Below are 24,396 nucleotides of genomic sequence, written 5' to 3'. Positions count from 1 at the left end.
TCGGGTATCCGGTTCTCGCAGAACCGGATACCCGACCGCTCTGCTTGTTCACTGGTCCGTGGACCGTCTCTCGCTCAGCGTGTTCCGCAGCCACTGCTCGATGCTCACGATGTGGATCGTCGCCCACGCCCGGGCGCCCTCGGAGTCCCGCTCGGCCAGCGCGTCGAGGATCGCCGTGTGCTCCATCAGCGTCCGGGTCAGCGCGCCCTCCTGCGTCAGCCCGCGCCAGACCCGCGCGCGCGTCGTCGGCCCCGACAGGCTGTCCAGCAGCGAGCCCAGCACCACGTTCCGCGAGCAGGCCGCGATCCGGCTGTGGAACTCCAGGTCGTTGCGCACCAGGTCCTCGACCGTCGGGGCGTTGCCGATCAGCGCCAGGTGCGCGCGCAGGTCGGCCACCTCGTCGTCGGTGATGCGCTGCGCGGCCATCGCGGTGGCGGCCGGCTCCAGGATGCGGCGTACCTCAAGGAATTCCAGAACGGTGTCGTCGCGGTGGAAGTCCACCACGAAGCTCATCGCCTCCAGCAGCCGCGCCGGCTCCAGGCTGGTGACGTAAGTACCGTCGCCCTGCCGGACGTCCAGCACGTGGATCAGCGACAGGGCCCGCACCGCCTCCCGCAGCGAGCTGCGGGAGAGCCCCAGCTCCGCGGCCAGGTCCGCCTCCTTGGGCAGGCGGTCGCCGGGCCGCAGCCGGCCCTTGATGATCATCTCTTTGATCTTCTCGATCGCCTCGTCCGTGACCGCCATGCGGTCATTGTGCCAGCGCCGGGAGCCGGTGGCCTGCGGCGGTTGGATAGGCGACCCTTACCCGGAACTGACGGCACCCCCGCGAAGATCGAGCCCGTGGACGTGTCGTTGCTGGACGGCTGGCTGCCGTGGACCCTGCGGGTGCTCACCGTGGCGCTGGTCGTCGTCACGATCGGACGCAGGCGGCTGCGGGACCGGAAGTTCCTGCTCAAGCGCCTGCCGATCGTGCTCGGGGGTTCTGTTCTGTTCGGCGTGCTGTGCGTGGTGCTGGTCCGGACGGTCGGCGGGATCTCCGATCCGTTGCCGCTCGGGCTCTGGTTCTGGCTCGCGGTCTTCGCCCTGGCTCTGGGCCTGGCGATCGTGTGCTGGCGCGGCTCACGCTGGTGGCAGCGGACGGCGGCGCCGCTGGCGATGCTGCTGGCCGTGCTCACCGCCGCCGACGCGCTGGACGCCGGACTCGGCTACTACCCGACGCTGGCGGACATGTACGGCGAGCTCACCAACCAGGCGCTGCCGCAGCAGGTCACCCTGGCGCAATTGGGCAGCATCCACGGCAACACCAAGACGGGCCGCATCGTCGAGGTCGACATCCCGGACACCGCCAGCGGTTTCCAGCACCGCAGCGAGTACGTCTACCTCCCGCCAGCCTGGTTCCGCTCCACGCACCGTCCCAAGCTCCCGGTCGTGGAGATGATCGGCGGCGAGTACGCGGTTCCCGACAACTGGATCCGCGCCGGCAACGCCATCAAGACCGCCGACGCCTACGCCGCCGCGAACCACGGCTTCGCCCCGGTGCTGGTCTTCGTCGACGCCTCCGGCGGCTTCAAGGTCGACACCGAGTGCGTGAACGGCCCCGCCGGCCAGGCCATGGACCACCTGGTGAAGGACATCCCGCCCTACGTCGAGAAGACCTTCGGCACCGCCACGATCCCCGCCAAGTGGGCCGCCGCCGGCTGGTCGATGGGCGGCACCTGCGCCATCGACCTCGCGCTCACGCATCCCACGGTCTTCGGCCACTTCCTGGACATCAGCGGCGACCTGGGCCCCAACAAGGGCGACAAGAACTCCACCATCGCCGCCCTCTACGGCGGCAACGCGGCCGAGTACGCCACCGACGACCCCCTGACCATCCTGACCAAGCACAAGAAGTGGCCCAAGACCTTCACCGGCATGTTCGCAGTCGGCGACCAGGAGTCGGCGCAGCCAAAGCATGCCCAACAGCTGTCCGCCGCGCTGAACAAGGACCACGTCCCGAACCAGATCTGGACCGGCTCCGGGAAGCACTCGTGGACCTTCGCGCAGGCGGCGTTCACGCAGGAGTTGCTTTGGTTGGCGAAGGCGGTTCAGGTGCCGGGGGCGAAGTAGGCCTCACGACGCCCGCATCACCGCGGATCCGCCCGGATAAGCAGGCGCCATGGAAAACTGATCGCATGACCGTCGAGTACATCCGCTACCGCATTCCCGCCGAACGCGCCGCCGAGTTCGAGGCCGCCTACGCCGATGCGGCCAAGGCGCTGACCGCCACGCCGGAATGCGTCGGCTACGAGCTGACCCGCGGCATCGACGAACCCGACCAGTACGTCTTCCGCACCACCTGGAACTCGACGAAGGCTCCGGCGACCCCGGACGAGGACCACCTCAAGGCCTACGAAGCCGACATCACCGACCGGCGCCACTACGAGAACACAGCCGTCCGAGGCGACGGCGGCGCCGTCCCGAGCCTCTACGAATGGCTCGGCGGCGAAGAGGCCCTCCTGCGCCTGACGGAGGCCTTCTACCGCAAGGTCCTGAAGGACGACCTGCTCCATCCCCTGTTCGCCGGCATGAACCCAGAGCACCCGCAGCACGTCGCGCTCTGGCTCGGCGAGGTCTTCGGCGGCCCCAGCACCTACACGGACTCGCACGGCGGCTACCGCCACATGATCCGGCAGCACCTCGGCCGCGGCATCCAGGAGAAGCAGCGCCGCCGCTGGGTCAGCCTCCTGATGGACGCCGCCGACGAGGTCGGCCTCCCGGACGACCCCGAGTTCCGCGCCGCCTTCACCGGCTACATCGAGTGGGGCACCCGGCTCGCCGTCATCAACTCCCAGCCGGGTGTGAAGGAGTACGACGCCCCGATGCCGAAATGGAGCTGGGGCGGGCACCCTCCGTACCGCGGCTGAGCGGCCGGAGCGGTCTACTTCACGGTCTGCTTCACGGTCTGCTTCACGAACGTGATCGGGTACTGCGACGCGCCACGGCCGTCGAGCAGGTGGTTGTCGTGGCCCTTCAGGAACCGGTCGAAGAACGAGTCCACCAGGGCCCGGTCGGCGGCCACCGCGCGCTGCGCGTCGACGGTCCCGTTGTCGTAGGTCAGCGTCGAGTGCGGAACCTTGCCCTCCAACTGCGCCAGCAGGGGCTCGGCGTCGGTGAACGACTGGTGCTGGGAGTCGTTCAGGGTGATGTCGGCCTTCCACCCCTTCTGGTGCTGCCAGAACGACGCCCACGACGGCTCGATGTGGATGCTGCTGGGGTAGCGGCCGGTGCTGCCCATCAGCAGGAGCGGCTGCTTCAGACCGTGCTGCGCGACGTCGCTCAGGTGGGTGCCGTCGGGGTTCTCGGTGAACTCCAAGGTGCCGTCCAGATTGACGCCGGCCTTGACCCGCGGATCGTGGTACATCGTCTCCGCTGCCGTGAACCCGCCGGCGGAGTGCCCGAACATCCCGATGTCGTTCAGGTTCATCCCGGCGATCAGCCGGTGCGGCAGGCTCGACAGCCGGTTCAGCACGAGCTGGGTGTCGGCCAGGCGGACGTCCATCACCTTGGTGAGCAGGACGGTGGCCGCCGCCTGGTCGTCCCCGACCTGGGCGAAGGCGGCAAGCAGCGGTGCGTTGTCGACCACGTGGCCGTCCGGGAACTCCGTGCCCGGCGCTTCCCCGGTGTGGTCGATGGTGACCACCACATAGCCCTGCGACGCCAGGTTCTCCACCAACGTGATGTTCGAGTCACGCGAGTCCCCGGCCCCGGGCGAGTACAGCACGACCGGGAAGTGGCCCGGCGCCATGGCGGCGTCCTGCACCGAGTGCGTCTTGGTCGCGGCCCAGTTCACCAGCCCGGCGGGCAGGCTGTTGCCGCTGTCCATGCTGGCGCCGATCAGAGCGGACGCCGCGGCCGGGAACTGGTTCGTGAAGGGCTTGCCGCCGGTGTGCACGGCCGGGTAGAAGACGCTGATCATCAGCTCGCGGTAGGGCTGGTTCGGCACCCACGGGTCCGACCGCGAGTTGTCGACGAGCCGGAAGGTCGACTCGCCGGTGGCGTAACGGCCGGTCGGCGCGGGCAGCTTGAGCGTCTCCCCCTGGGCCGGCTTCGAGGACGACGCGGTCGACACGGCCGATGCAGCCGACGCCGGGAGCGTGGTCGAGACGACGAGACCACAAGAGACGGCCCCGGCCAGAGAAGCGGCGACGAGACGAGAAGTTCGCATGAGACGTTCCTTCGGATGCGGTGGCGCGTTGTTCTGACACCTTGATCCTCGCAATTCGCGCACCCCACGAGCCACGGTGCTACCAGGCGTTTCACCCTTCGTGAGAGCCGTACCCGGCATAGGGCGGATAACCGCCCTATGACAGCGCCCGTATTACCGTGCCGGCCCCGCCGATCGCGCTGGCCGCGTCGACCACGCCGACCGCGCCGCTCGGATCAGCCGATCCCGATCCCGTTCAGCATCGCCTTGATCGCCGGACCCGCCTTGTCGTTGCCGAATCCGCCGTTGAGCACCAAACAGGCGACGGCGATGTCGTGCTGCGGGTCCATCGCGATCATCCAGCTGTCCAGATCCCCGTTCTGCCGCTCGGCCGTGCCGGTCTTGGCGCCGAGCGTCGGGCTGACGCCGCGCAGCGAGGTGGCCGTGCCATCGGTGACGACCCCGCGCATCAGAGTCTTGAGATCGTTGTCGACCCCGGCGGGCAAAGGCGTCGCCGCGACCTGCTTCTGCCCCGGCACCAGGATCGGCTGCTTGAACGTCCCGGTCGCGACCGTCGCGGCCACCGACGCCATCGTGAGCGGACACATCGTGATGTCGCCCTGGCCGAAGGTCTCGGCGGCGAACCGCTCCTGGCCGTCGCCCGCGGGGACCTGCTCGCCGCCCGCCGTGCAGTACGTCGCCGAGCCGAGCCCCATGTCCCACGGCTGGTTCAGGCCGAACTGCGTCTTCGCCTCGTTCTCCAGCGCGCCGAGGCCCGACAGGCGGTTGCGCAGGCCGACGTAGGAGGTGTTGCAGGACTGCTCGAAGGCGTCGGCCAGGGTGGCGTTCGGGTAGCCGTTCTTCAGGCCCTCGTCGTTGTGGTAGTGCTGCGACCCCACGATCGCGATCGCCGGGCACGGCGCGGAATCCGAGGGCTTGACGCCGGCCTGGAGCAGAGCCGCCGTCGTGATCGCCTTGAACGTGGAACCCGGCGCCCGCAGCGCGTGATAGGCCAAGCCCGCCGTGCTCTGCGAGTTGCCGGCCATCGCCAGAACGCCGCCGGTACTCGGCTTGATGACCACCATGCCGGACTCCGGGTACGCGGCCAGCGCGTGCTCGGCGGCGCTCTGGACTCGGTTGTCGAGTGTCGACGTGATCTGCAACGCGGCGCCGCCGCTCGGCGCGCCCAGGTTGACCGGCTGCGTCCCGCCGAGCGTCGCGCCGGTGTTGGCGTCGACGAAGTTGATCTGGAGCGCGGTCGGGGCCGGGGCGCCGGACGGCTTGGCGGTCGCCAGATGCGTGAGCACGGTCCCCAGGGTGGGATGCGCCGACGCCTGCAACGGCAGGCCGGTGTCGTCGACGACCGTCGCAGCCGGCGGGGTCGCGGTGAGATTCGCAGCGCCGCCGAGTTGCGGATTGATGACGGCCGAGGACCAGTGGACCAGCGGGGTGCCCGCGTTCCCGCTCGCCGGGACGACCGCGAGGATCGAGTTGTAGGTCCACTGCAAGCCGCCGTCGAAGGTGTCCACGACGCTGAAGTTGTAGTGGGTCGCCGGGTCTGGTGTGGCACCCGTCGCAGGGATCTGCGATCCGAGGGTGAGCTGTGTGGACTTGGGGTTCAGCGACTTCATGACCGATTGCAGCCGCGGGCCGGCGGCGGTCGTGTTGTCGGTGAAGGAGCCGGCCTTGGTGTAGTCGCCGGACGCCCACGCGGCCAGGAAGTCCTTCGCCACCGCGTCCGGCGTCGAGGGCGCGGTGCCGGATCCTGACGCCCCCGCCGACCCCGACGCTCCCGATGACACCGCGCCGCCGCCCGGCCCGGTCTGCGCCGCCGGTGAGGTGCCGGTGCCGTTGCTGTTGTGGTCGGACCGCAGCCAGAGCGCCACGGACGCGGTCGCCACCACCGCGGCCGTGACGACCGCCGCGGTGACGGTCCTTGAAGTGCGGCGTCCCCGCCGTTGCATGCCTGCCATAGTTCGCAAGGAAAGCGTGCGGTTCGCGACTCTGTCCAAGAGTCGTATGGGAAACACTTCCATAGCGAAGTGGCTATGATCCAATGTCATGGACCTCTTGGCGCACCTCCGGTACTTCCGCGTGGTCGCTGAGGAACAGCACTTCGGGCGGGCCGCAAGCCGGCTGCGGCTGGCGCAGCCGTCGCTGTCGCAACGGATCCAGCGGCTGGAGCGGGAGTTCGGGGTGCGGCTGTTCGACCGGGGGCGCGGCGGCGCCGTGCTGACCCCGGCCGGGCAACTGGTGCTGGCGCAGAGCGAGGCCGTGCTCGACGCTGCGGATCGGCTGCGGTCGGTGGTAGAGCGGTTACAAGATGGCGAGGCCGGGACGTTGCGCGCCGCGGTACCGGCGCATCTCGGCGGCGCGGCGGTAGCGGCGCTGCTGACGGCGTTCCAGGAGCGCAGTCCCGGCAGTGAGCTCGATCTACGCGAGCTCACGACGGCCGAGCAGACTGCGGAGTTGGCGGCGGGCACGTTGGACGCGGGGATCGTGCGGCATCCGTGTCTGGCCGCAGGGCTGTCGTTCGGGCCGATGCTGCATCAACCGCTGGGTGTGTTGCTGCGTGAGGACGATCCGCTGGCGGCCCAGCCGGAGGTCGATCTCAGAGCCCTGACGGGGCGCGGACTGGCCATGCCGCCGCGCACGAACAGCCCGGCGCTGCACGACGAGACGCTGACCGCGTGCGCGCGCCACGGTTTCACGCCGACCGCGATCCGCACTGTCGAAGGGCTCGAATTCACCCGCGCGCTCATCCTGTCCGGGGCCGACCTGGTCGCGCTGATCCCCGAGCCGCCGCCGGAGCCCGGCACCACCTGGCGTCCGCTGGCCGGTCGTCCGCTGTCCTGGCGCACGTCCACGGCCTGGCGTGCGGGGCATGACGGGCCGGCCGTGCGTGTCTTCGCCGAGGCCGCCGACCTCGCGCTGCGCGTTCATGCCGGCATGTACGCGGCGTCCGCCGAACATCCGCGTCCGCGCGTCGCCCGACCGGAAACGGAGTTCGCGTTGTGAGTGAAGCCGTTTCGCCTTCCAGCGCCGCTACTCGGCGCGCCGTGACGCGCATCAACGCCGCGTTCGCCGACGCCGGCGTCACCGGCCAACTGCACGCGCTGGACATCGACTCCGGTGCCTCGGTCTCCGTGGCCGCCACGCAGCTGACGCCGACCAGCAGTCTGCACAAGGTGTGCCTGCTCGCGACTCTGTACCGGGAAGCCGCCGCCGGCCGCCTGGACCGTACGCGCCAGATCGACATCCCCGCTGCCGAGCGCACGCCAGGCTTGTCGGGCATTGCCGTGATGCGTGACGCCGTGCGCATGTCCTTGCGCGACCTCGCGACCCTTGTCGTCGCCGTCAGCGACAACGCCGCCGCCGACGCCCTGTGGCGCGAGGTCGGCTTCGACGTCGTCAACCGCACCATGGCCGAGCTCGGCCTGGCCGACACGATCGCGGTCCACGACATGGCGGCCATCAGGGACGCGCTGCGGGCCCACCCGAACCTGACCGATCCCGCCGCCATCGCGAATATCAGTGTCCTAAACCCGTCGCAGACCAACCGCTCCACGGCCCGCCAGATGGCCGAGCTGTTCGCCGCCGTATGGCGCGACGAGGTCTGCACCGGCGACCTGGCCGAAGAGCTGCGCTCGCTGCTCGGCCTCCAGGCCTGGACCCACCGCATGGCCTCCGGCTTCCCATTCGACGACGTCCGAGTCAGCGGCAAGACGGCCACCCTGCCAACCCTGCGCCACGAAGCCGGCCTCATCGAGTACCCCGACGGCGGCCGCTACGCCGTAGCCGTCTTCACCCGCGCCGCCTCCACCGCCTCCATCCTGCCCGCCGCCGACGCCGCCATCGGCACCGCCGCCCGCATCGCGGTGGACGCGCTGCGCTCAGTGTGAGACTCGGTCGAACGGCCACATAGCTGACTCAGAATATTGATTCATCCTTTTCGGCGCATTTCACAACACCTGCGAGCTCCCCGAAACACCGCGCCGCAGGCTGCGGCAAGTCGAATTGTTAGGAACCTTGACAGACCTCTGGTCTAGTCCAATGATGTCCTCCAGGGCGGCCGCCTCTTTCAAGATCCAGTCCTGCTCAACGCCCTGCCATCTGGGAGCAACATGAAACGGACAGGCCGTCATATCCGCGTGCTCGCGACCGCCGCGGCGACGCTGGCCGCGAGCGCCGGCGCCCTGCTGGCGTCGAGCGCCGCGGGCCATGCCGCCACGGCGGTACCGGCCGCGTCGACCGGCACGCCCATTCCGGCGCACGTCTTCGCGCCCTACTTCGAGGCCTACAACGGCCAGGACCCGGCGACGCTGAGCCAGCAGTCCGGGGCCAAGTACCTGACGATGGCGTTCGTCCAGACCGCCAGCGCGGGTTCCTGCACGGTCGACTGGGACGGCGACACCTCGACGCCGATCTCGTCCTCGACCTACGGGTCCTCCATCGCCACGATCCGGTCCGGCGGCGGCGACATCATCCCGTCGTTCGGCGGGTACGCCGCCGACCACGGCGGCACCGAGATCGCGGACAGCTGCACCAACGTGAGCTCGATCGCCGCGGCGTACGAGAGTGTCATCACGACGTACAACGTCACCCGGCTCGACCTGGACACCGAGGACAACTCGCTGACCAACACCGCGGGCATCGACCGCCGCAACAAGGCCATCAAGATGGTCGAGGACTGGACCGCGGCGAACGGCCGCACCGTCCAGTTCAGCTACACGCTGCCGACCACCACGAGCGGCCTGGCCGGCTCGGGGCTGGCGGTGCTGCAGAACGCGGTCTCCAACAACGCCCGCGTCGACGTCGTCAACATCATGACGTTCGACTACTACGACGGCGCCACGCACCAGATGGCGAACGACACCAAGACCGCCGCCACCGGTCTTGAGGGTCAGCTCGCCTCGCTCTACCCGGGCAAGTCCGCCTCGCAGCTGTGGGGCATGGTCGGCGTCACCGAGATGCCGGGCATCGACGACTACGGCGCGGCCGAGACGTTCCAGACCTCGGACGCGGCGCCGGTGCTGAGCTGGGCCAACTCCATGGGCATCGCCGAGATCTCGTTCTGGGCGCTGCAGCGTGACAACGGCGGCTGCGTCGGGACCGGCGGCTCGGACAGCTGCTCGGGCATCGCGCAGAGCACCTGGTACTTCAGCAACACCTTCGAGCCGTTCACCAGCGGCGGAAGCACTCCGCCGCCGCCGACGAACGACTTCTCCGTGGGCGTCTCGCCGACGTCGGCCTCGCTGGCTCAGGGCGGTACCGCCAAGGCGACGGTGTCCACGGCGGTCACCAACGGCAACGCGCAGAGCATCGCGCTGACGGCGAGCGGGGCACCCTCGGGCGCGACCGCGAGCCTGAGCCCGACCTCGGTGACGGCCGGCGGCACCTCGGCGCTCACCGTGGCCACGTCCTCGACCACCCCGGCCGGCACGTACCAGATCACCGTCACCGGCACTGCGGCCTCAGGAAGCCACAGCGCCACGTTCACGCTGACGGTGACCGGTCCGGGCGGCGGGGGCGGCGGCGCGGTGGCCAACGGCGGCTTCGAGTCCGGCTCGTTCAGCCCCTGGACGTGTCAGAGCACTGACGCGGTCGTCAACAGCCCGGTGCACTCCGGGTCGCACGCCGCGAAGGTCTCGCCGAGCGGCAGCGCGACCGGCGAGTGCGACCAGGCGGTGAGCGGGCTGACGCCGAACCACGCGTACAAGCTCACCGCGTGGGTGCAGGGCGACTACGCCTTCATCGGGGTCAGCGGCGGCGCCAGTGCCAGCACTTGGACCTCGGCGTCGAGCTGGACCCAACTGTCGGTGCCGTTCACGACCGACTCCACCGGGAAGGTGACGGTGTTCGTCCACGGCTGGTACAGCCAGGGCGACGTCTACGCGGACGACTTCGCCATTTCCTAGCGGGTTCCCCCCCGCGCCCGCGTGGCGCCCCGGCGGATCAGGGCTCTCATAAGGCCCGCGACCCGCCGGGGCGCCGCGTCAATCCCGGCCGGTGGTTATCACTCGATGTAACGAAGTAACAAACCCGCATATTGCCCGGAGAAGAAGGCCGTTGGTTAGTTGGAGGCATGCCGACCACGGATTCCACGCCCCAGGACCTCGTCCCGCTGGACATCGTCCCGGACAGCCAGCTCAGCCTCAGCACGGCCGCCGCCCGGAACCTGGCGACGACCACCAAGACCGTTCCGCAGATGCAGGGCATCACCTCCCGGTGGCTGCTCCGCAAGCTGCCCTGGGTGCAGGTCTCCGGCGGCACCTACCGGGTGAACCGCCGGCTGTCGCACGCGATGGGGCGCGGCCGGGTCGCCTTCGACCAGGCCGGCGAGGACATCAGGGTGCTCCCCGCCACGCTGACCGAGCTGCCGATCCTGCGCGGCCTGGACGACGACGCGCTGCTGGCCGAACTGGCCGGCCGCTTCGCGCAGCGCCGCTTCGCCGCCGGCGAGCAGCTGGCCGAGGCCGGGCAGCCGGTGACCGAGATCCTGGTGGTCGGGCACGGCAAGGTCGCCAAGGTCGGCACCGGCAAGTACGGCGAGACCACGGTCATCGGGTCGTTCGCGGGCGGCGACCACCTCGGGGACGAGGCCGTGGCCGGCGGCGTCGTGGACTCGGTGCCGTGGGGCTACGGGGCCCGCGCCACCACCTCCGGCGTGCTGCTGGCGCTGCCGCTGAGCGCGTTCCAGGAGCTGCTGGACCGCTCGGAGGCGCTGCGCACGCAGCTCGCCTCGCACGTGACGCGCCGGGCCAGGCCGGTGAACAAGAAGGGCGAGGCGGAGATCTCGCTGGCCGCCGGCCACGAGGGCGAGGCCGACCTGCCGGGTACGTTCGTGGACTATGAACTGCGGCCGCGCGAGTACCAGCTCTCGGTGGCGCAGACGGTGCTGCGCATCCATTCCCGCGTCGCAGACCTCTACAACGACCCGATGAACCAGACCGAGCAGCAGCTGCGGCTGACCGTCGAGGCGCTGAAGGAGCGACAGGAGAGCGAGCTGCTGAACAACCCGGAGTTCGGTCTGCTGCACAACGCCGCCCACGAGCAGCGGATCCACACCCACAGCGGCCCGCCGACCCCGGACGACATGGACGAGCTGCTGTCGATGCGGCGCTCCACGAAGTTCTTCCTGGCGCACCCCAAGGCCATCGCCGCCTTCGGCCGCGAGTGCACCAAGCGCGGTGTGTACCCGACGTCCGGCAACGTCGACGGGAACCGGGTGTTCGCCTGGCGCGACGTCCCGATCTACCCGTGCTCCAAGATCCCGATCACCGACGGCCACACCACCTCGATCCTGGCCATGCGCACCGGCCAGGACGAGCAGGGCGTGGTCGGCCTGCACCAGACCGGCCTGCCGGACGAGTTCGAGCCGAGCCTGAACGTCCGCTTCATGGGCATCGACGACAAGGCGATCATCTCCTACCTCGTCAGCGCCTACTACTCGGCCGCGATCCTGGTCCCGGACGCGCTCGGCGTGCTCGAGAACGTCGAGCTCGACCGCCCGCGCGGCTAGCACCGCGGCGACGGCGGGGTCCTCGGTGGCTCGTGCGGCGAGCCGCCGGGGACGTGTGGGGGCGGCGTGTGGTTTGTGGGCGACACTCAGCTGTCGAACAGCAACGAGTCCAGCCCACGCCGCACCCCGACCGCGTCACCGACATGGCGCACCGCGAGCAGCGTGCCGGCGACGTAGGGGGCGGGATCGGGGCCCGCGTCATGCTGCATGACCAACCGCTCGCCGGCACCCCCGAAGATGATCTCGGTGCTGACCACATAGCTCGGCAGCCGCACCGAATGGACGCGGGTCCCCTCGACGTCGGCACCACGCGCCTCAACCGGCCCCCGCAGCTCGTCGAGCGGAACCGCAGACACCGGACGCCGAATCGCACCCAGCGTCTCGGCCAGCTCGCGGGCCGTCCCACTCGGCACGTCAGGCTTCCCGGCACTGGCGTAGTCGATGATCTCCCAACGATCCAGGTGCTCCGCAGCGAGCGCCGCAGCCTTGCGCAACACCGCAGCCATCACCGAGAAGTTCCCGGCGGCGATCACCCCGACCTCACGATCCCGCGCCGCCTCATCGAGCTCGGCATAGTCCTCGGCGCTGAGGCCGGAGGAACCGATCACCACATGCGCGCCGCCACGCACGGCCCCGAACGCGTTCTGCTTCACGGCCGCCGCACTCGTGTAGTCGACCACGACATCAACCGGCTCCGCAGCCACCGCCTCGGCCACCGACGCATAAACCCGCCCCGAAGCCGCACACCCGACCGCCTCCGCCAGCGACTTGCCCGCCGCCGACCGGGACACCCCGGAGACGAGAACAAGGTCGGCCGAGTCCTCGATCGCCGCCACGACGGCCGACGCGGTCCAGCCCGTGACGCCGGAGAAGCAGATCCTGATCATGTGCTCAGGCTACGGCGAGACCCCCGTTCCTGCCCGCCGCACTGCACCGCGCCATGCCTGCCCTGCGGCTTGCAACGCGCAGCCGCTCTCCCGTTGCGCCGCGCCGCACGATGCCGCGCCGTGCTACATGCACACGCCACACTGCCGACCCGCGTCGCATCGCGCCCTGCCATGCCTGCCGTGCAGCGTGCACCGCGCCGCCGCTCTCCCATTGCGCCGCGCCGCACGATGCCGCGCCATGTTGCATTCACGCGCCGCACTACCGACCCCGCGCCGCCGAGCGCCATGCCGCATGACCCAGCCACCCGGGCTGCATCACGCCGCTCAGTGCCAATCGCGCTGTCGCTCCAATGTGGCGCCGTGCCATGCCGCATGCGCCTGCGCCTCACTGCCGAGCCCGCGCGGCTGAGCACCATGCCGCATGCCCCAGTTGCCCTCGGCCACATCGCGCCGCGCAGTCCCGATCGCGCTGCCGCTCCTACCTTTCGCCGGCGCCGTGCCGCATGCCGCGCGGCCGTTCCCGCGCCACCGCGCCATCGTGCAGCGCACCGCGCCAGCCGATCAGCTCCCTGCAACCCGCAGCACCCCCGACTCCAGCGGCAGCCCGGCAGCGGCCCAGTCCTCGATCCCCTCCCGGTACTTCCGCACGTTCGTGTACCCCAGCGCCTCCAACTTCCCGGCCACCGCCTGGCTGTTCTGGCAGGCCGGGTTCGAGCAGTAGGTGACGATCAGCGCGTCGCGGTCCGGCAGCAGTTCCTCGTGCACCTCCTCCACGTGGTCGGCGTGCAGTGGGATCGCGCCGGGCAGGTGCTGCTGCTCCCAGTAGGCGCCGGCGAGGGCGTCCAGGACGGTGACCGCGCCGCCGTCTATCGCGGCCTTGAGCTCGTCGCGGGTGATGAGGGTGGTCATGGCTGGGCCTCCTGTTTCGTGCGCTAAGTGGACCTGAGTCCGGTTGACTGGTTCCAGAGTATGCGGACCGGGGTCCACTTGTCTACAATGAATCCATGTCCGAACCGTCCAGGCCCGAACTCCCCCTCGCCGGCGAGCCGCCCCGGGAGCGCGCCGACGCCGCCCGCAACAGGGCCCTGGTGCTCCAGGCCGCCTGGCGGCTCTACACGCATGGCGGCGTCGAGGCGCTGACCACTGACGCGGTGGCGCAGGAGGCCGGTGTCGGCAAAGGCACCGTCTACCGGCGCTTCCGGGACAAGAGCGGCCTGGTCGCCGCACTGCTGGACGACCGGGAGAAGGAACTCCAGCTCGCGATGATCAGCGGCCCCGCACCCCTCGGGCCCGATGCGAGCCAGACCGAGCGCCGCGTGGCCTTCGTGCTGGCGTACCTCGACTACCTGCAGGCCCACCTGGATCTCCTGCTCGCCTCGGAGACCGCCGCGCCCGGCGCCCGCTACCGCCTGGGCGTCTATCAGTTCTGGAAGACCCACCTGACCATGCTCTTCACCGAAGACCGCGACCCGGAGTTCCGCGCCTACGCCATCCTGGCGCTCCTCGACGCGGGCCTGGTCAGCCACCTCCTCGCGGACGACTGGCCCTGGGACCGCATCCGCGCCGGCGTCGAACAGGAGGCCCGCCGATGATGCGCGAGCTTGTCATCCTCGGCACCGCCTCCCAGGTGCCGACGCGCTACCGCGCCCACAACGCCTACTTCCTCCGCTTCGACGAGCAGGGCTTCCTCTTCGACCCCGGCGAGGGCACGCAGCGCCAGATGCAGTTCGCCGGCCTGTCGGTCAGCGACGTCACCCGGCTGTGCGTCACCCACTTCCACGGCGACCACGCCCTCGGCCTGCCCGGCGTCCTGCAGCGCATGTCCCTGGACGACGTCCCGCACGAAGTGGTCTGCCACTTCCCCGGTGAACACGAGGAGTACTTCGAACGCCTCCGCTTCGCCACCCCGCACCACGCCCGCGCGAAGATCGCGACGCAGCCGGCCACCGGCGTGCGCACGTACCCCCTCGACGGCGGCCTCACCCTCACCGTCGCCCCGCTGGACCACGGCATCCCCTGCCAGGGCTACCGCATCGACGAGGCCGACGGCATCAGGATGCTGCCGCAGAAGCTGAACGCGGCCGGCATCAAGGGCCCGGACATCGCACGCCTGCGCACCGAAGGCCGCCTCGGCGACGTCCGGCTGGAGGACGTCAGCATCACCAAACCCGGCCAGAGCTTCGCCTTCCTGATGGACACCCGCCGCTGCCCCGGCGCCGAACAGCTGGCCACCGGTGTCGACCTGCTGGTGATCGAGGCGACGTTCCTCGACTCCGAAGAAGCCCTCGCCGGCCAGTTCGGCCACCTCACAGCCCGCCAGGCCGCACGCCTGGCGGCCGACGCCGGCGTCCGCGAACTCGTGCTCACGCACTTCTCGCAGCGCTACCCCATCGACACCGCCCCGGCGCGCTACCTGGCCGAGGCCGCCGAGGAGTTCAGCGGCCGGATCCACATCGCCGAGGACCTGATGCGCATCCCGTTCCCGAAGCGTGTGGAGGCTAAAGGTTCCTGATAATCACCGGCGGCCTGTCGGATCCGGAGCGAGCCGTTCGTGGAGTAGATGAGAGGCGGCCGCGCGAAGCCGCCGGGACAAGGAGGAGACATGACCGAGTACCTCATCGCCTTCAACGAAGAGTGGGTACCCGACCACACCGTCGAGGAGCTGCAAGAGAAGGCCAAGGCTGTCAAGGAACTGGTGGCGGAGATGAAGGCGGCCGGTGTCTTCGTCTTCACCGGCGGCTTGGACGACGCCGCCCCGGTGTTCAGCGTCGACGCGTCGAGCGGCACACCGATGTTCACCGACGGCCCGTACGTCGAGTCCAAGGAGTACCTCGGCGGCTTCGCCGTCGTGGACGTGGCCGACGAGGAGGCGGCGCGGCTGTGGGCCGGAAAGATCGCGGTGGCCTGCGGCTGGCCGCAGGAGGTGCGACGCTTCCGGGTCCCCAAGAACTGATGTGGGCCCGCCGCCGGTCTTGCCCCGGCCCACCGGGGCCGGGCAGGACCGGGCCGGACCCAAACGGACCCGACCGAGTCGGACCGGACCGGCACGTCACAAACTCGCGAAAGGCTTCCCCTCCAACGCAAGCCCCGCCATCGCCTCGCTGAGCCCGATCGCCTCATACACATGCGCCGCCACATCCACATGCCGCAGCGTCCCCATCTCCACACCCGCCACGATCCCCGGCCCGCTCGCGGCGATCCACGCCGTCCGCTCCAGATCGCTGTCGCCGCCGTGCCCGCCCCCGTCGACATGCCCGTGGTCCGTCACCGCGATCACCGTCCACCGCTCCTCGGCATACGAAGACCGGGCCCGCACTGTCGCCAGCAAACGCCCGACCCGCGCGTCGGCACGCTCCACCGCCGCGGTGTACTCCGCCCCGACGCCGAGTTCGTGCCCGGTCTCGTCCACATCCCCCAGGTACACGAACGCCACGTCGTAGTCCGCCGCCAGCAGTTCGCGTTCCGCATCGACCGTCGCCGCCTCGTCCCCGCGCTCGCAGTCCAGACCGTAAGACGTGAACGTCACCCGATCCGGCGCCGCGAACAACGGTCCCCCGCAAGCCGCCGTCGCCAACGGCTCCCAACTCCCGACCGACAGATACGTCCGCTTGCCGGCCAACGAAGCCAGCGTCAGGAAATCCGGGTGCTCCGCGAGCCGGTGCCCGGTGAAGACGTTGTGCATGATCCCGTGCTTGGCCGCCGAGACGCCGGTCGCGACCGTCGCCCAGCACGGCCCGGACCACGTCGGCGTGGCGTCGTCGATGCGCACCGGCGCGAGGAAACCCGCGGCCGCGATCGCGTCGAGGTGCGGGGTGGACACCTCGCGGAGCACGTCGAGACGGACCCCGTCGATGCCGATGACGAGGACGCGTGATGGTGAAGTCATTGGTCCCGATCTACCTGTTCCTTTTAGCGGACGCCGCGAATCCTGTTGATGCACACCGCGCCGGCCACCGAAGCGATCGCCGACGCCCAGAACAGCGCAGCATACCCACCCGCGAACTTGATGAGCAGCGCCGCGATCGGCGGCACCAGCGCGAACGGGATGATCGTCATCAAGTTCGCGAAACCCATGTCGCGCCCCCGGTCGGCACCGGAGGGCAGGGTCTGCGTGACCAACGCGCCGTCCACGCTCAGGTAGACGCCGTAGCCGAGACCGAGCACCGCACCGGCGGCGAGCATCATCCCCCAGGTCTGGTGCACCGCGATCATCGCCGCCGCGACCGCCATCACCGCGGATCCGGCGGCCACCAACGGCTTGCGGCGTCCCCAGCGGTCCGACAGCCAGCCGGCGATCACGACCAGCGCGACCGTCGAGACGCTGTTCACCGCGACCACGATCAGCAGGTGGCTGTCGTTGCTCTTGTCGGACCCGACGTTCTTGAATCCGAGCACGTCGCTCAAGAAGTACGGCGTGTACAGCGTCCCGAGGCCGTAGCCGAGCACCATCAGGAACCGCGTGGCGAGCGCCCACCCGAAGTCGGGGTACTGCCGCACCTGGATCCGGTAGTTGGCCAGATAGGCCTGGAAACTGAACGGCTCACGCCGCTCCCGCGGCAGCTGCGGATCCCCGACCCGCCACGCGAAGAGCAGCACGAACACCATCAGCGAGGCCAACGCCGCGTACTGCCCGACGTACCCCTTCGACAGCGAGACCAGCACCCCGCCGACGATCAGCGCGGCGGCCTGCGGCACCCCGCCCCAGCCCAGGACGATGCCGCGCTGCCCGGTCGGCACCTGGTCCGGGACGATCGTCACCATGCCGGCGGCCAGCGCGGCCACGAACACTGTCTGCAGCAGGTAGCCGAGGCCGACACCCCACACAGAGTTCTGCGTCCCGCTGAAGACCAGCGCACCGGCGCCGGCGACGCCGCCGAAGGCGATCCACGGCCGCCGCCGCCCGAAGCGCGAGACCGTCCGGTCCGACAGCATCCCGAACAGCGGCCCCAAAAACAGGATCGACAGCGTCCCGATCGTGTTCACCCACGCGAAGTCCGCGACGTGCCCGGCCGGGTCGATGTCCTTGATCTGCTGCGGCACCGTGAAAGTGCTGGGCACCTGGCTCGCGACCTGCCAGCCGAGCCCGGCGAACACGAAGCCGGTGATCCACGGCGCCCGCACTTTCGCCGTGGGCTCCGCGTCGAACGAGGATGACGTGGTGCCGGGGCCGGGCGAAGTCTCGGTGGACAAGGCGCGCTCCAGATATATGAATCATCTTCACGTTCTTGGGACGCTCATCGTAGGCGCGTGCGAGTCATCCAACAAGAGGTGAGGCCCTGGCGGGAAGTACCGGCGGGGCATCGATTCCTTCGAATACAAGGGAAAATGGCTGCGGCTTCGCCGCCGGCTTGGTTGGATCAGCCCCGACACTGACATCTGCCGCCCGGAAGGCACAGCGACGGCACATCACAGAGGGGAGTCCCGGCCATGCTGACCCCCGCCGGCCTGTCAGCCTTCGACGAATCGGTCCTGCGCCGCCTGGTCGCCACCGGCGACCCGCACACGCCGGCCACCCTCGCCGCGGATCTCGACGCGCCGCCGGAGCAGGTTCGGCGCAGCGTGCGACGTCTGATCGAGCTCGGGCTGGCCTCGCGCGACGGCCTCGCGGTGCTGCCGGTCGATCCGCGGGTGGCGCTCACCGGGCTGGTGAAGGAGCGGCGGACCGAGTTGGACCGACTGACTCAGACCATTGACGAACTCTCGGCCAGCTTCCACGACCGGGCGATGCGCACCGGGGCGGCGCGGCCGGTGGAGGCGATCGTCGGGCGCTCGGCCATCGCCGCGCGGTTCCACGATCTGGTGGCGCGCGCCGACACCGAGATCCTGGCCTTCGACACCCCGCCCTACGCCGCCTCCGACTACGGCGACTCCGAGGCGGAGATCGGCGCGCTGGCCCGCGGCGTCGCCGTGCGCGCGGTCTACGCCACCGAGGTGCTGGACCACGCCGAGCGCACCAGCCGGGTGCGCGCGCTGGTGGAGCTCGGCGAGCAGGCGCGGGCCGCCCCGACGGTGCCGACCAAGCTGGTCGTCGCCGACCGGCGGGAGGCGATGCTGCCGCTGTCCGAGCCGGGGGCCGGGGACGCCGACTCGCGGTGCGCCGTCGTGCACGCCTCCGGGCTCTGCGAGGCGCTGATCGCGCTGTTCGAGGCGGTGTGGACGCAGGCGGTGCCGTTGTTCGTGCCGCGGGCGCGGGCGAATCCGGATCTACTCGCCGAGGACCACGCGATCCTGCAATGCCTGAACGCGGGGATGAAGGACGACGTCATCGCGCGCCAGCTCGGCATCAGTGAGCGCACGGTGCGCCGTCGCGTCGCCGATCTGGCCGCCCGGCTCGGTGCCGCCTCCCGCTTCCAGATCGGCGCTCAGGCGGCGCGCCGCGGTTGGGTATGAGTTACTGACCGCATGGACATCGCGCAGCTCACCGCCAAAGTCGACGCCCTGATGCCCGGTGTCGCCGCCGATCTCAAGCGTCTGGCCGCCATCCCCTCGATCGCCTTCCCCGGCTATCCGAAGGAGAAGGTCGTCGAGTGCCACGACCTGCTGGTCGACCTACTGCGCGAGGCGGGCGTCCAGGACCTGGCGGACCTGCGGCTGCCCGACACCTCCCCGATCATCACCGGCCACATCCCGCCACCGACGCCGGACGCCCCGACCGTCCTGCTCTACGGGCACTACGACGTCCAGCCGCCCGGGGACGAGGCGGCGTGGGTCTCTCCGCCCTTCACCCCGACGGAGTACACCGATCCCGAGCACGGCCCGGCGATCCGGGGCCGCGGCATCGCCGACGACAAGTCGAACCTGGCCGTGCACCTCGGCGCGCTGCGCGCCTTCGACGGCCGTCCGCCGGTCGGCATCCGCCTGGTGCTGGAAGGCCAGGAGGAGTACGGCAGCGTCCTGGACGACTACCCGCCGCAGAACCCGGACGCGTTCGTCTGCGACGCGATGATCATCGCCGACATGGGCAACATCCGCCCCGGCACCCCGACCTTGACCACCGCCCTGCGCGGGGACGCCGAGGTGCTGGTGGAGGTCCGCACGCTGAAGGAGGCGCGGCACAGCGGCCTGTACGGCGGCGCCGCCCCCGATGCGCTGCTCACGCTGATCGCCGCGCTGGCCACGCTGCACGACGACAAGGGCGACGTCGCCGTCCCGGGACTACTGCGCGAGCCGTGGTCCGGCACCGCGTACACCGACGAGGAGTTCCGCGCGCTGGCCACCGTCGAGCCCGGCACGCCGCTGCTGGGCACCGGCGGCCTCGGCGAGCGGCTGTGGAGCGGCCCGGCGGTCACGGTGGTCGGCCTGGACGCGCCGGCGGTCGACACCGCGGCGCTGGCCGTCGTGCCGTATGCCAGGGCTCTGGTGAACCTGCGCATCCATCCCCAGCAGGACCCGAAGGAGGCGCAGCAGGCTCTGGTGCGCCATCTGGAGGCGGCCAAGCCGTTCGGCGTCGAGCTGATGGTGACGCCCCAGGACGCGGGCCCCGGGTTCGCCGCGCGGACCGGCGGACCTGCGTATCAGGCTGCTGCGACCGCGCTGGAGGCGGCGTGGGGTTCGGCTGCGACACAGGCCGCGAGCGGCGGCGCCATCCCGCTGGTGAACGGGCTCGCGAAAGCCGTTCCGAATGCCGAGATCCTGTTGTTCGGGGCCGAAGACGCAGCGTGCCAGCTGCACGGACCCAACGAACGGGTACTGCTGTCTGAACTGCGGAGTTCGGTGCTGGCGGAGGCAGCTTTCTTCGAGGCTTACGCCAGGGATTATGCGAAGCTCTCCTCATGACCTTCACTGCGTTGGATCACGTAGCGACGCCCGTTCTCGACATCGCCTATGAACACGCAGGGGACCCCTCGGGGATTCCCGTCGTCCTGCTCCACGGGTTCCCCTATGACGTCCGCGCCTACGACAAGGTCGCCAAAGCGTTGGTGGCGCACGGTGGCTACGCGGTATACGCACCGTATCTGCGGGGCTTCGGCCGGACGCGCTTCCTGTCCGAGGCCGATCTGCGGTCCGGGCAGCAGGGCGCCATCGGTCAGGACCTGGTCGACTTCATCGACGCGCTCGGGCTGGTCCGCCCGATCGTCGGCGGGTACGACTGGGGCGGGCGGGCGGCGTGCATCGTCTCGGCGCTGTGGCCGGAGCGGGTGCGCGGGCTGGTCACGGTCGACGGGTTCAACGTGCAGGACATCGCGCACTCCGGCGAGCCGTCGAAGCCGGCGTGGGAGGCGACGTACTGGTACCAGTACTACTTCCACAGCGAGCGCGGGCGGCGCGGGTTGGAGCGGAACCGCGAGGAGCTGTGTGAGCTGCTGTGGCGGACGTGGTCGCCGACGTGGCAGGCCGCTTCGGCCGAGTTCCCGGCGAGCGCGCCGAGTCTGCACAACCCCGACTTCGTGGAAGTGGTCGTCCATTCCTACCGGCATCGGTACGGCCTGGCCGAGGGCGATCCGCGGTACCAGGCGATCGAGGAGCGGCTCGCGTTCGGGACCGAGATCGCGGTGCCGACCGTGGTGATCGAGGCCGGGGCGGACGGCGTCGGCGGGCCGACGTTCGCCGATTCCGGGGAACGGGAGTTGTTCACCGGCCGGTTCGAGTACCGGAAGGTGGAGGGGGTCGGGCACAACGTGCCGCAGGAGGCGCCGGAGGCTTTCGCCGAGGCGGTTCGTTTGCTCGCGTGACCTGCTGATCACGACTCGGCCTCGCCTGCTGATCGTCAAGGACAAAACCGGTCGGCGCCTATTACCCTCGGGGATGTGAGCAGCACCGTTCCCCTCAACCGCACCACGGCTGGCGTCCTGTTCGGCGTGGTCTCCTCGGTGGCCTTCGGGGCCGGCGGTCCGTTCGCCAAGGCCCTGATCGCCGCCGGGTTCAGCCCGCTGCAGGCGGTGTGGGTGCGGTTGATCGGCACGGTCGTGGTGCTGGTCGCGCTGTGTCTGGCGCTGCGGCGGCCCGGGCAGCTGACGACGATGGCGCGGTACAAGTGGCCGATCGCGCTCTACGGGCTGGTGGCGGTCGCGGCGTGCCAGGTGCTGTATTTCGTGGCGGCGTCGCGGCTGCCGGTCGGGATCGCGATCCTGCTGGAGTTCACCGGGCCGGTGCTGGTGGTCGGCTGGGAGAAGCTGGTGCGGCACGCGCACGTGGCGCGGGAGTCGGCGATCGGCGTCGGGGTGGCGATGCTGGGGCTGGCGATCGTGGTGCAGATCTGGTCCGGGGTGCACCTGGACGCGGTGGGCCTGGCGGCCGGGCTCGGCGCCGGCGCCGGGAACGCGACGTACTTCCTGCTGATCGACCGCCTCGCCGGCACGGTCGACCCGCTGACGCTCACCACCGGCGGCATGACCGTCGGCATGGTGGTGCTGACGCCGCTGGCCGCGCCGTGGTCCGCACCCTGGCACGTGCTGGGGCACTCGGTGCCGCTGGGGTCGCACCACCTGCCGGGCTGGACGCTGGCCGCTTTCGTCGTGCTGATCAGCACGATCCTGTCGTACCTCACCGGCGCGGCGGCGGTGCAGCGGCTGTCGGCGACGGTGGCGGCCGGACTGGCGTACGTCGAGCCGGCGTCCGCGACCGTCGTGGCCTGGGTCACACTCGGCGAGCGGCTGTCGCCGACCCAGCTCGCCGGCGGCGTGATCGTGCTGGCGGGCGCGTACCTGGCCCAGCGCGGAATCGGGCGGAACACCGGTGCCGAAGGAGATTCCACCCGGTCTATCCTGGGAACCACGGTCACCACGGAAGCGTTGATCCCATGAAACGTCCCTACTCTGCCGTACCCCGGCCCCGGCTCCCACGGAGCTCGGGCCGTGCCATGCGTAGGGGCCCAGGTATCGAAGGGGGCGGGGAGCGTCTATGAGCGGCGTCATGAAGCGGATGAAGCTGGTCGTCGAGGCCAAAGCCAACGCGGCCCTTGAACGCCGCGAGAATCCGGTCGAACAGCTCGACCTGTCCTACGAGAAGCAGCTGGAGCTGCTGCAGAAGGTGCGCCGCGGCGTCGCGGAGGTGGCGACGAGCCGCAAGCGCCTGGAGATCCAGCTCAAGCAACTGCAAGCGGACTACGACAAGCGCGGCGAGCAGGCCAAGCGCGCCCTCGAGGTCGGCCGCGAAGACCTGGCCCGCGAGGCCCTGGTCCGCCGCGGCCCGCTCCAGCAGCAGATCGAGGACATGACGCAGCAGTACAACGCCCTGCAGGCGGAAGAGGAAAAGCTCGTCCGAGCCTCCCAGTCCCTGCAGGCCAAGGTCGACGCCTTCCGCACCAAGAAGGAGACCATCAAGGCCACCTACGCCGCAGCCCAGGCGACCACCCAGATCGGCGAAGCCTTCAGCGGCATCTCCGAAGAAATGGGCGACGTCAACATGGCCATCGAGCGCGCCGAGAACAAAACGGCCCAACTCCAAGCCCGCGGCGCAGCCCTCGACGAACTCACCGCCTCCGGCGTCCTGAACGACCCAACCGGCTACGGCAAGGACGACATCACCCGCGAACTCGAAGCCCTCTCCGCCGGCCCAGGCGTGGAGAACGAGATGGCGCGCCTGCGCAACGAGATCGCAGCAGGTGACAGCAAGAAGCAGATCGGACCGGGCGCCGGGGCTTAGGCTCAGCGGACGGTTCGACGGCTGGCGCGGCAGGCTTCGGCCTGCCGCGCTTTCGCGTGTCAAGCGCCCACACCTGACGCAACCGGCAGTGTCGGAACCAGGCATCGTCGGCGATCCCCAAGCCTTGTAAAGTGAGCGTTCATTCAGGTAAGACTGAACGTCCATCCCGGGGAGGAGAGGGGATGCCAGGACAGCCGACCATGCGCAGCGTCGCGGAGCACGCGGGCGTCTCGCACCAGACGGTCTCCCGCGTGGTGAACGGCGACTCGACCGTCACCGACGCGGTGCGCGAGCGCGTCGTCACCTCCATGTCCGCGCTCGGCTACCGGCCCAGCGCCGGCGGCCGCGCCATGGCCCGCGGCCGCACCGAGGTTGTCGGCCTGGTGATCCCGCACGACCCCGGCTTCGCCTTCGCCAACGACCACCTGATCCGCATGATGACCGGCGCGGAGCAGGAACTGGCGGCCCGCGGCTACGGCATGCTGCTGTCCACGCGCGAGACCTCCAAGGACCCCGCCTCCGCCTACCGCCGCTTCGACCGGCGCCGACTGGTCGACGGCCTGATCGTCGAGGGCGGCGGCGGCACGGCCGCGCTGCCGCGCCTGGTGGAGCTCGGCTACCCGGTCGTGGTGATCGGCTACACCGAGGACGACCTCGCCATGGTGCACCCCGACGACGAAGGCGGCGCCTACGCCGTCGCGCAGCACCTGCTGGCGCTGGGCCACCGCCGGATCGGCGTGGTCAACGGACCGCAGGAGAGCCGGCTGGCGATGGCCGCCCGGCGGCGCGGCGTCCAGCGCGCCTTCGCCGACGCGCGCCTGGAACCCCCGACTGGCCTGGAGGTCGAGGGCGACTTCACCCTCGAATCCGGGCACGCCGCCGCGCGGCACCTGATGACCCGCCCCGAGCCGCCGACCGCCGTCTTCGCCTTCAACGACGCGATGGCCCTGGGCGTCATGCGCTGGATGCGCGAGAACGGCAAAGACGTGCCCGGCGACGTCTCGATCGCAGGGTTCGACGACACCTCCGCCGCCGTGCTCGGCGAGACCCCGCTGACCAGCGTCGCACTGCAGAGCGTGGACCTCGGACGACGCGCCGCCCAGATCCTGCTAGACCTGCTGGACGGCAAGAACGCGCAGAACACCGAGACGGTCATGGCCGGCCGCCTGATGGTGCGCGCGTCCACGGCCCCGCCGCGCACTGTCATCTGAGAACCC

The 24,396-nt window shown here is 70.3% G+C and carries 22 protein-coding genes; 15 read left to right on the top strand and 7 right to left on the bottom strand.

The genetic code is table 11. From position 1 onward, the window contains the following. Positions 1-48 precede the first annotated feature (48 nt). Positions 49-744 (bottom strand): FadR/GntR family transcriptional regulator, encoded by a 696-nt coding sequence (locus GWK61_RS03855; RefSeq protein WP_194904970.1) that lies wholly within the window; start codon positions 742-744, stop codon positions 49-51. A 96-nt stretch (positions 745-840) separates the two neighbouring features. On the opposite strand from GWK61_RS03855, the gene GWK61_RS03850 reads away from it, so the two are divergent. Together GWK61_RS03850 and GWK61_RS03845 are read left to right on the top strand one after the other, a co-directional pair. Further along, complete coding sequence (locus GWK61_RS03850) at positions 841-2,109, top strand: alpha/beta hydrolase (protein WP_194904968.1); 1,269 nt, start codon at positions 841-843, stop codon at positions 2,107-2,109. 65 nt (positions 2,110-2,174) lie between these two features. After that, positions 2,175-2,906, top strand: a complete 732-nt coding sequence (locus GWK61_RS03845; RefSeq protein WP_194904966.1) for a group II truncated hemoglobin — start codon at positions 2,175-2,177, stop codon at positions 2,904-2,906. A 14-nt stretch (positions 2,907-2,920) separates the two neighbouring features. Here the strand turns inward: GWK61_RS03845 and GWK61_RS03840 are convergent, their stop codons facing one another. Together GWK61_RS03840 and GWK61_RS03835 are read right to left on the bottom strand one after the other, a co-directional pair. Further along, on the bottom strand, positions 2,921-4,207 hold the full coding sequence (locus tag GWK61_RS03840; protein ID WP_194904964.1) for an alpha/beta hydrolase family protein: 1,287 nt from the start codon (positions 4,205-4,207) through the stop codon (positions 2,921-2,923). Positions 4,208-4,422: 215 nt separating this feature from the next. After that, positions 4,423-6,150, bottom strand: coding sequence for a penicillin-binding transpeptidase domain-containing protein (locus tag GWK61_RS03835; protein ID WP_194904962.1), 1,728 nt, complete (start codon positions 6,148-6,150; stop codon positions 4,423-4,425). Between the two features lie 97 nt (positions 6,151-6,247). On the opposite strand from GWK61_RS03835, the gene GWK61_RS03830 reads away from it, so the two are divergent. The 4 genes from GWK61_RS03830 to GWK61_RS03815 all read left to right on the top strand — a co-directional run bounded on the left by GWK61_RS03830 (position 6,248) and on the right by GWK61_RS03815 (position 11,708). Beyond that, the gene (locus GWK61_RS03830; RefSeq protein ID WP_194904961.1) at positions 6,248-7,204 is read left to right on the top strand and encodes a LysR family transcriptional regulator; all 957 of its coding nucleotides are present in this window, start codon (positions 6,248-6,250) and stop codon (positions 7,202-7,204) included. Further along, complete coding sequence (locus tag GWK61_RS03825) at positions 7,201-8,088, top strand: serine hydrolase (protein ID WP_194904959.1); 888 nt, start codon at positions 7,201-7,203, stop codon at positions 8,086-8,088. The genes GWK61_RS03830 and GWK61_RS03825 overlap by 4 nt, the downstream gene beginning before the upstream one ends. A gap of 222 nt (positions 8,089-8,310) precedes the next feature. Next, positions 8,311-10,104 (top strand): carbohydrate binding domain-containing protein, encoded by a 1,794-nt coding sequence (locus GWK61_RS03820; RefSeq protein WP_194904957.1) that lies wholly within the window; start codon positions 8,311-8,313, stop codon positions 10,102-10,104. Between the two features lie 167 nt (positions 10,105-10,271). Further along, positions 10,272-11,708 carry a family 2B encapsulin nanocompartment shell protein gene (locus tag GWK61_RS03815; protein WP_194904954.1) on the top strand — a complete coding sequence of 479 codons (1,437 nt, stop codon included), beginning with the start codon at positions 10,272-10,274 and terminating at the stop codon, positions 11,706-11,708. An 86-nt stretch (positions 11,709-11,794) separates the two neighbouring features. Here the strand turns inward: GWK61_RS03815 and dapB are convergent, their stop codons facing one another. Together dapB and GWK61_RS03805 are read right to left on the bottom strand one after the other, a co-directional pair. Further along, on the bottom strand, positions 11,795-12,595 hold the full coding sequence (gene dapB, locus GWK61_RS03810; protein WP_194904952.1) for a 4-hydroxy-tetrahydrodipicolinate reductase: 801 nt from the start codon (positions 12,593-12,595) through the stop codon (positions 11,795-11,797). A gap of 561 nt (positions 12,596-13,156) precedes the next feature. Continuing rightward, positions 13,157-13,504: a rhodanese-like domain-containing protein gene (locus GWK61_RS03805; protein WP_194904951.1), complete on the bottom strand. Its 348-nt coding sequence runs from the start codon at positions 13,502-13,504 to the stop codon at positions 13,157-13,159. Between the two features lie 95 nt (positions 13,505-13,599). Between GWK61_RS03805 and GWK61_RS03800 the strand changes: the two genes are divergently transcribed. The 3 genes from GWK61_RS03800 (at position 13,600) to GWK61_RS03790 (ending at position 15,548) form a co-directional block, all read left to right on the top strand. Further along, positions 13,600-14,187 carry a TetR/AcrR family transcriptional regulator gene (locus GWK61_RS03800; RefSeq protein ID WP_194904948.1) on the top strand — a complete coding sequence of 196 codons (588 nt, stop codon included), beginning with the start codon at positions 13,600-13,602 and terminating at the stop codon, positions 14,185-14,187. Then, positions 14,184-15,107, top strand: a complete 924-nt coding sequence (locus GWK61_RS03795) for a ribonuclease Z (RefSeq protein WP_194904946.1) — start codon at positions 14,184-14,186, stop codon at positions 15,105-15,107. The genes GWK61_RS03800 and GWK61_RS03795 overlap by 4 nt, the downstream gene beginning before the upstream one ends. A gap of 90 nt (positions 15,108-15,197) precedes the next feature. Then, positions 15,198-15,548 (top strand): YciI family protein, encoded by a 351-nt coding sequence (locus GWK61_RS03790; RefSeq protein ID WP_194904945.1) that lies wholly within the window; start codon positions 15,198-15,200, stop codon positions 15,546-15,548. Between the two features lie 96 nt (positions 15,549-15,644). Here the strand turns inward: GWK61_RS03790 and GWK61_RS03785 are convergent, their stop codons facing one another. Together GWK61_RS03785 and GWK61_RS03780 are read right to left on the bottom strand one after the other, a co-directional pair. Further along, positions 15,645-16,481 (bottom strand): alkaline phosphatase family protein, encoded by an 837-nt coding sequence (locus GWK61_RS03785; protein WP_194904931.1) that lies wholly within the window; start codon positions 16,479-16,481, stop codon positions 15,645-15,647. A 23-nt stretch (positions 16,482-16,504) separates the two neighbouring features. Beyond that, positions 16,505-17,785 (bottom strand): MFS transporter, encoded by a 1,281-nt coding sequence (locus GWK61_RS03780; RefSeq protein WP_194904929.1) that lies wholly within the window; start codon positions 17,783-17,785, stop codon positions 16,505-16,507. A gap of 237 nt (positions 17,786-18,022) precedes the next feature. Here GWK61_RS03780 and GWK61_RS03775 point away from each other — a divergent pair, with 237 nt between their 5' ends. The 6 genes from GWK61_RS03775 (at position 18,023) to GWK61_RS03750 (ending at position 24,390) form a co-directional block, all read left to right on the top strand. Then, positions 18,023-18,985 (top strand): LuxR C-terminal-related transcriptional regulator, encoded by a 963-nt coding sequence (locus tag GWK61_RS03775; protein WP_194904927.1) that lies wholly within the window; start codon positions 18,023-18,025, stop codon positions 18,983-18,985. A 12-nt stretch (positions 18,986-18,997) separates the two neighbouring features. Beyond that, complete coding sequence (locus GWK61_RS03770) at positions 18,998-20,371, top strand: M20/M25/M40 family metallo-hydrolase (RefSeq protein ID WP_194904926.1); 1,374 nt, start codon at positions 18,998-19,000, stop codon at positions 20,369-20,371. Then, positions 20,368-21,267: an alpha/beta fold hydrolase gene (locus tag GWK61_RS03765; RefSeq protein WP_194904925.1), complete on the top strand. Its 900-nt coding sequence runs from the start codon at positions 20,368-20,370 to the stop codon at positions 21,265-21,267. The genes GWK61_RS03770 and GWK61_RS03765 overlap by 4 nt, the downstream gene beginning before the upstream one ends. A 75-nt stretch (positions 21,268-21,342) precedes the next feature. After that, complete coding sequence (locus GWK61_RS03760) at positions 21,343-22,338, top strand: EamA family transporter (RefSeq protein WP_194904923.1); 996 nt, start codon at positions 21,343-21,345, stop codon at positions 22,336-22,338. A 97-nt stretch (positions 22,339-22,435) separates the two neighbouring features. Then, the gene (locus GWK61_RS03755; RefSeq protein WP_194904921.1) at positions 22,436-23,179 is read left to right on the top strand and encodes a PspA/IM30 family protein; all 744 of its coding nucleotides are present in this window, start codon (positions 22,436-22,438) and stop codon (positions 23,177-23,179) included. A 182-nt stretch (positions 23,180-23,361) separates the two neighbouring features. Beyond that, complete coding sequence (locus GWK61_RS03750; protein ID WP_194904919.1) at positions 23,362-24,390, top strand: LacI family DNA-binding transcriptional regulator; 1,029 nt, start codon at positions 23,362-23,364, stop codon at positions 24,388-24,390. Positions 24,391-24,396 lie beyond the last annotated feature (6 nt).

Origin of the sequence: Catenulispora rubra (assembly GCF_015356825.1) — a bacterium.
Taxonomy (GTDB): Bacteria; Actinomycetota; Actinomycetes; order Streptomycetales; family Catenulisporaceae; genus Catenulispora; species Catenulispora rubra.
The sequence above is the reverse complement of the archived record's forward strand: the minus strand, read 5'-3'. Positions and strand labels throughout refer to the sequence as shown.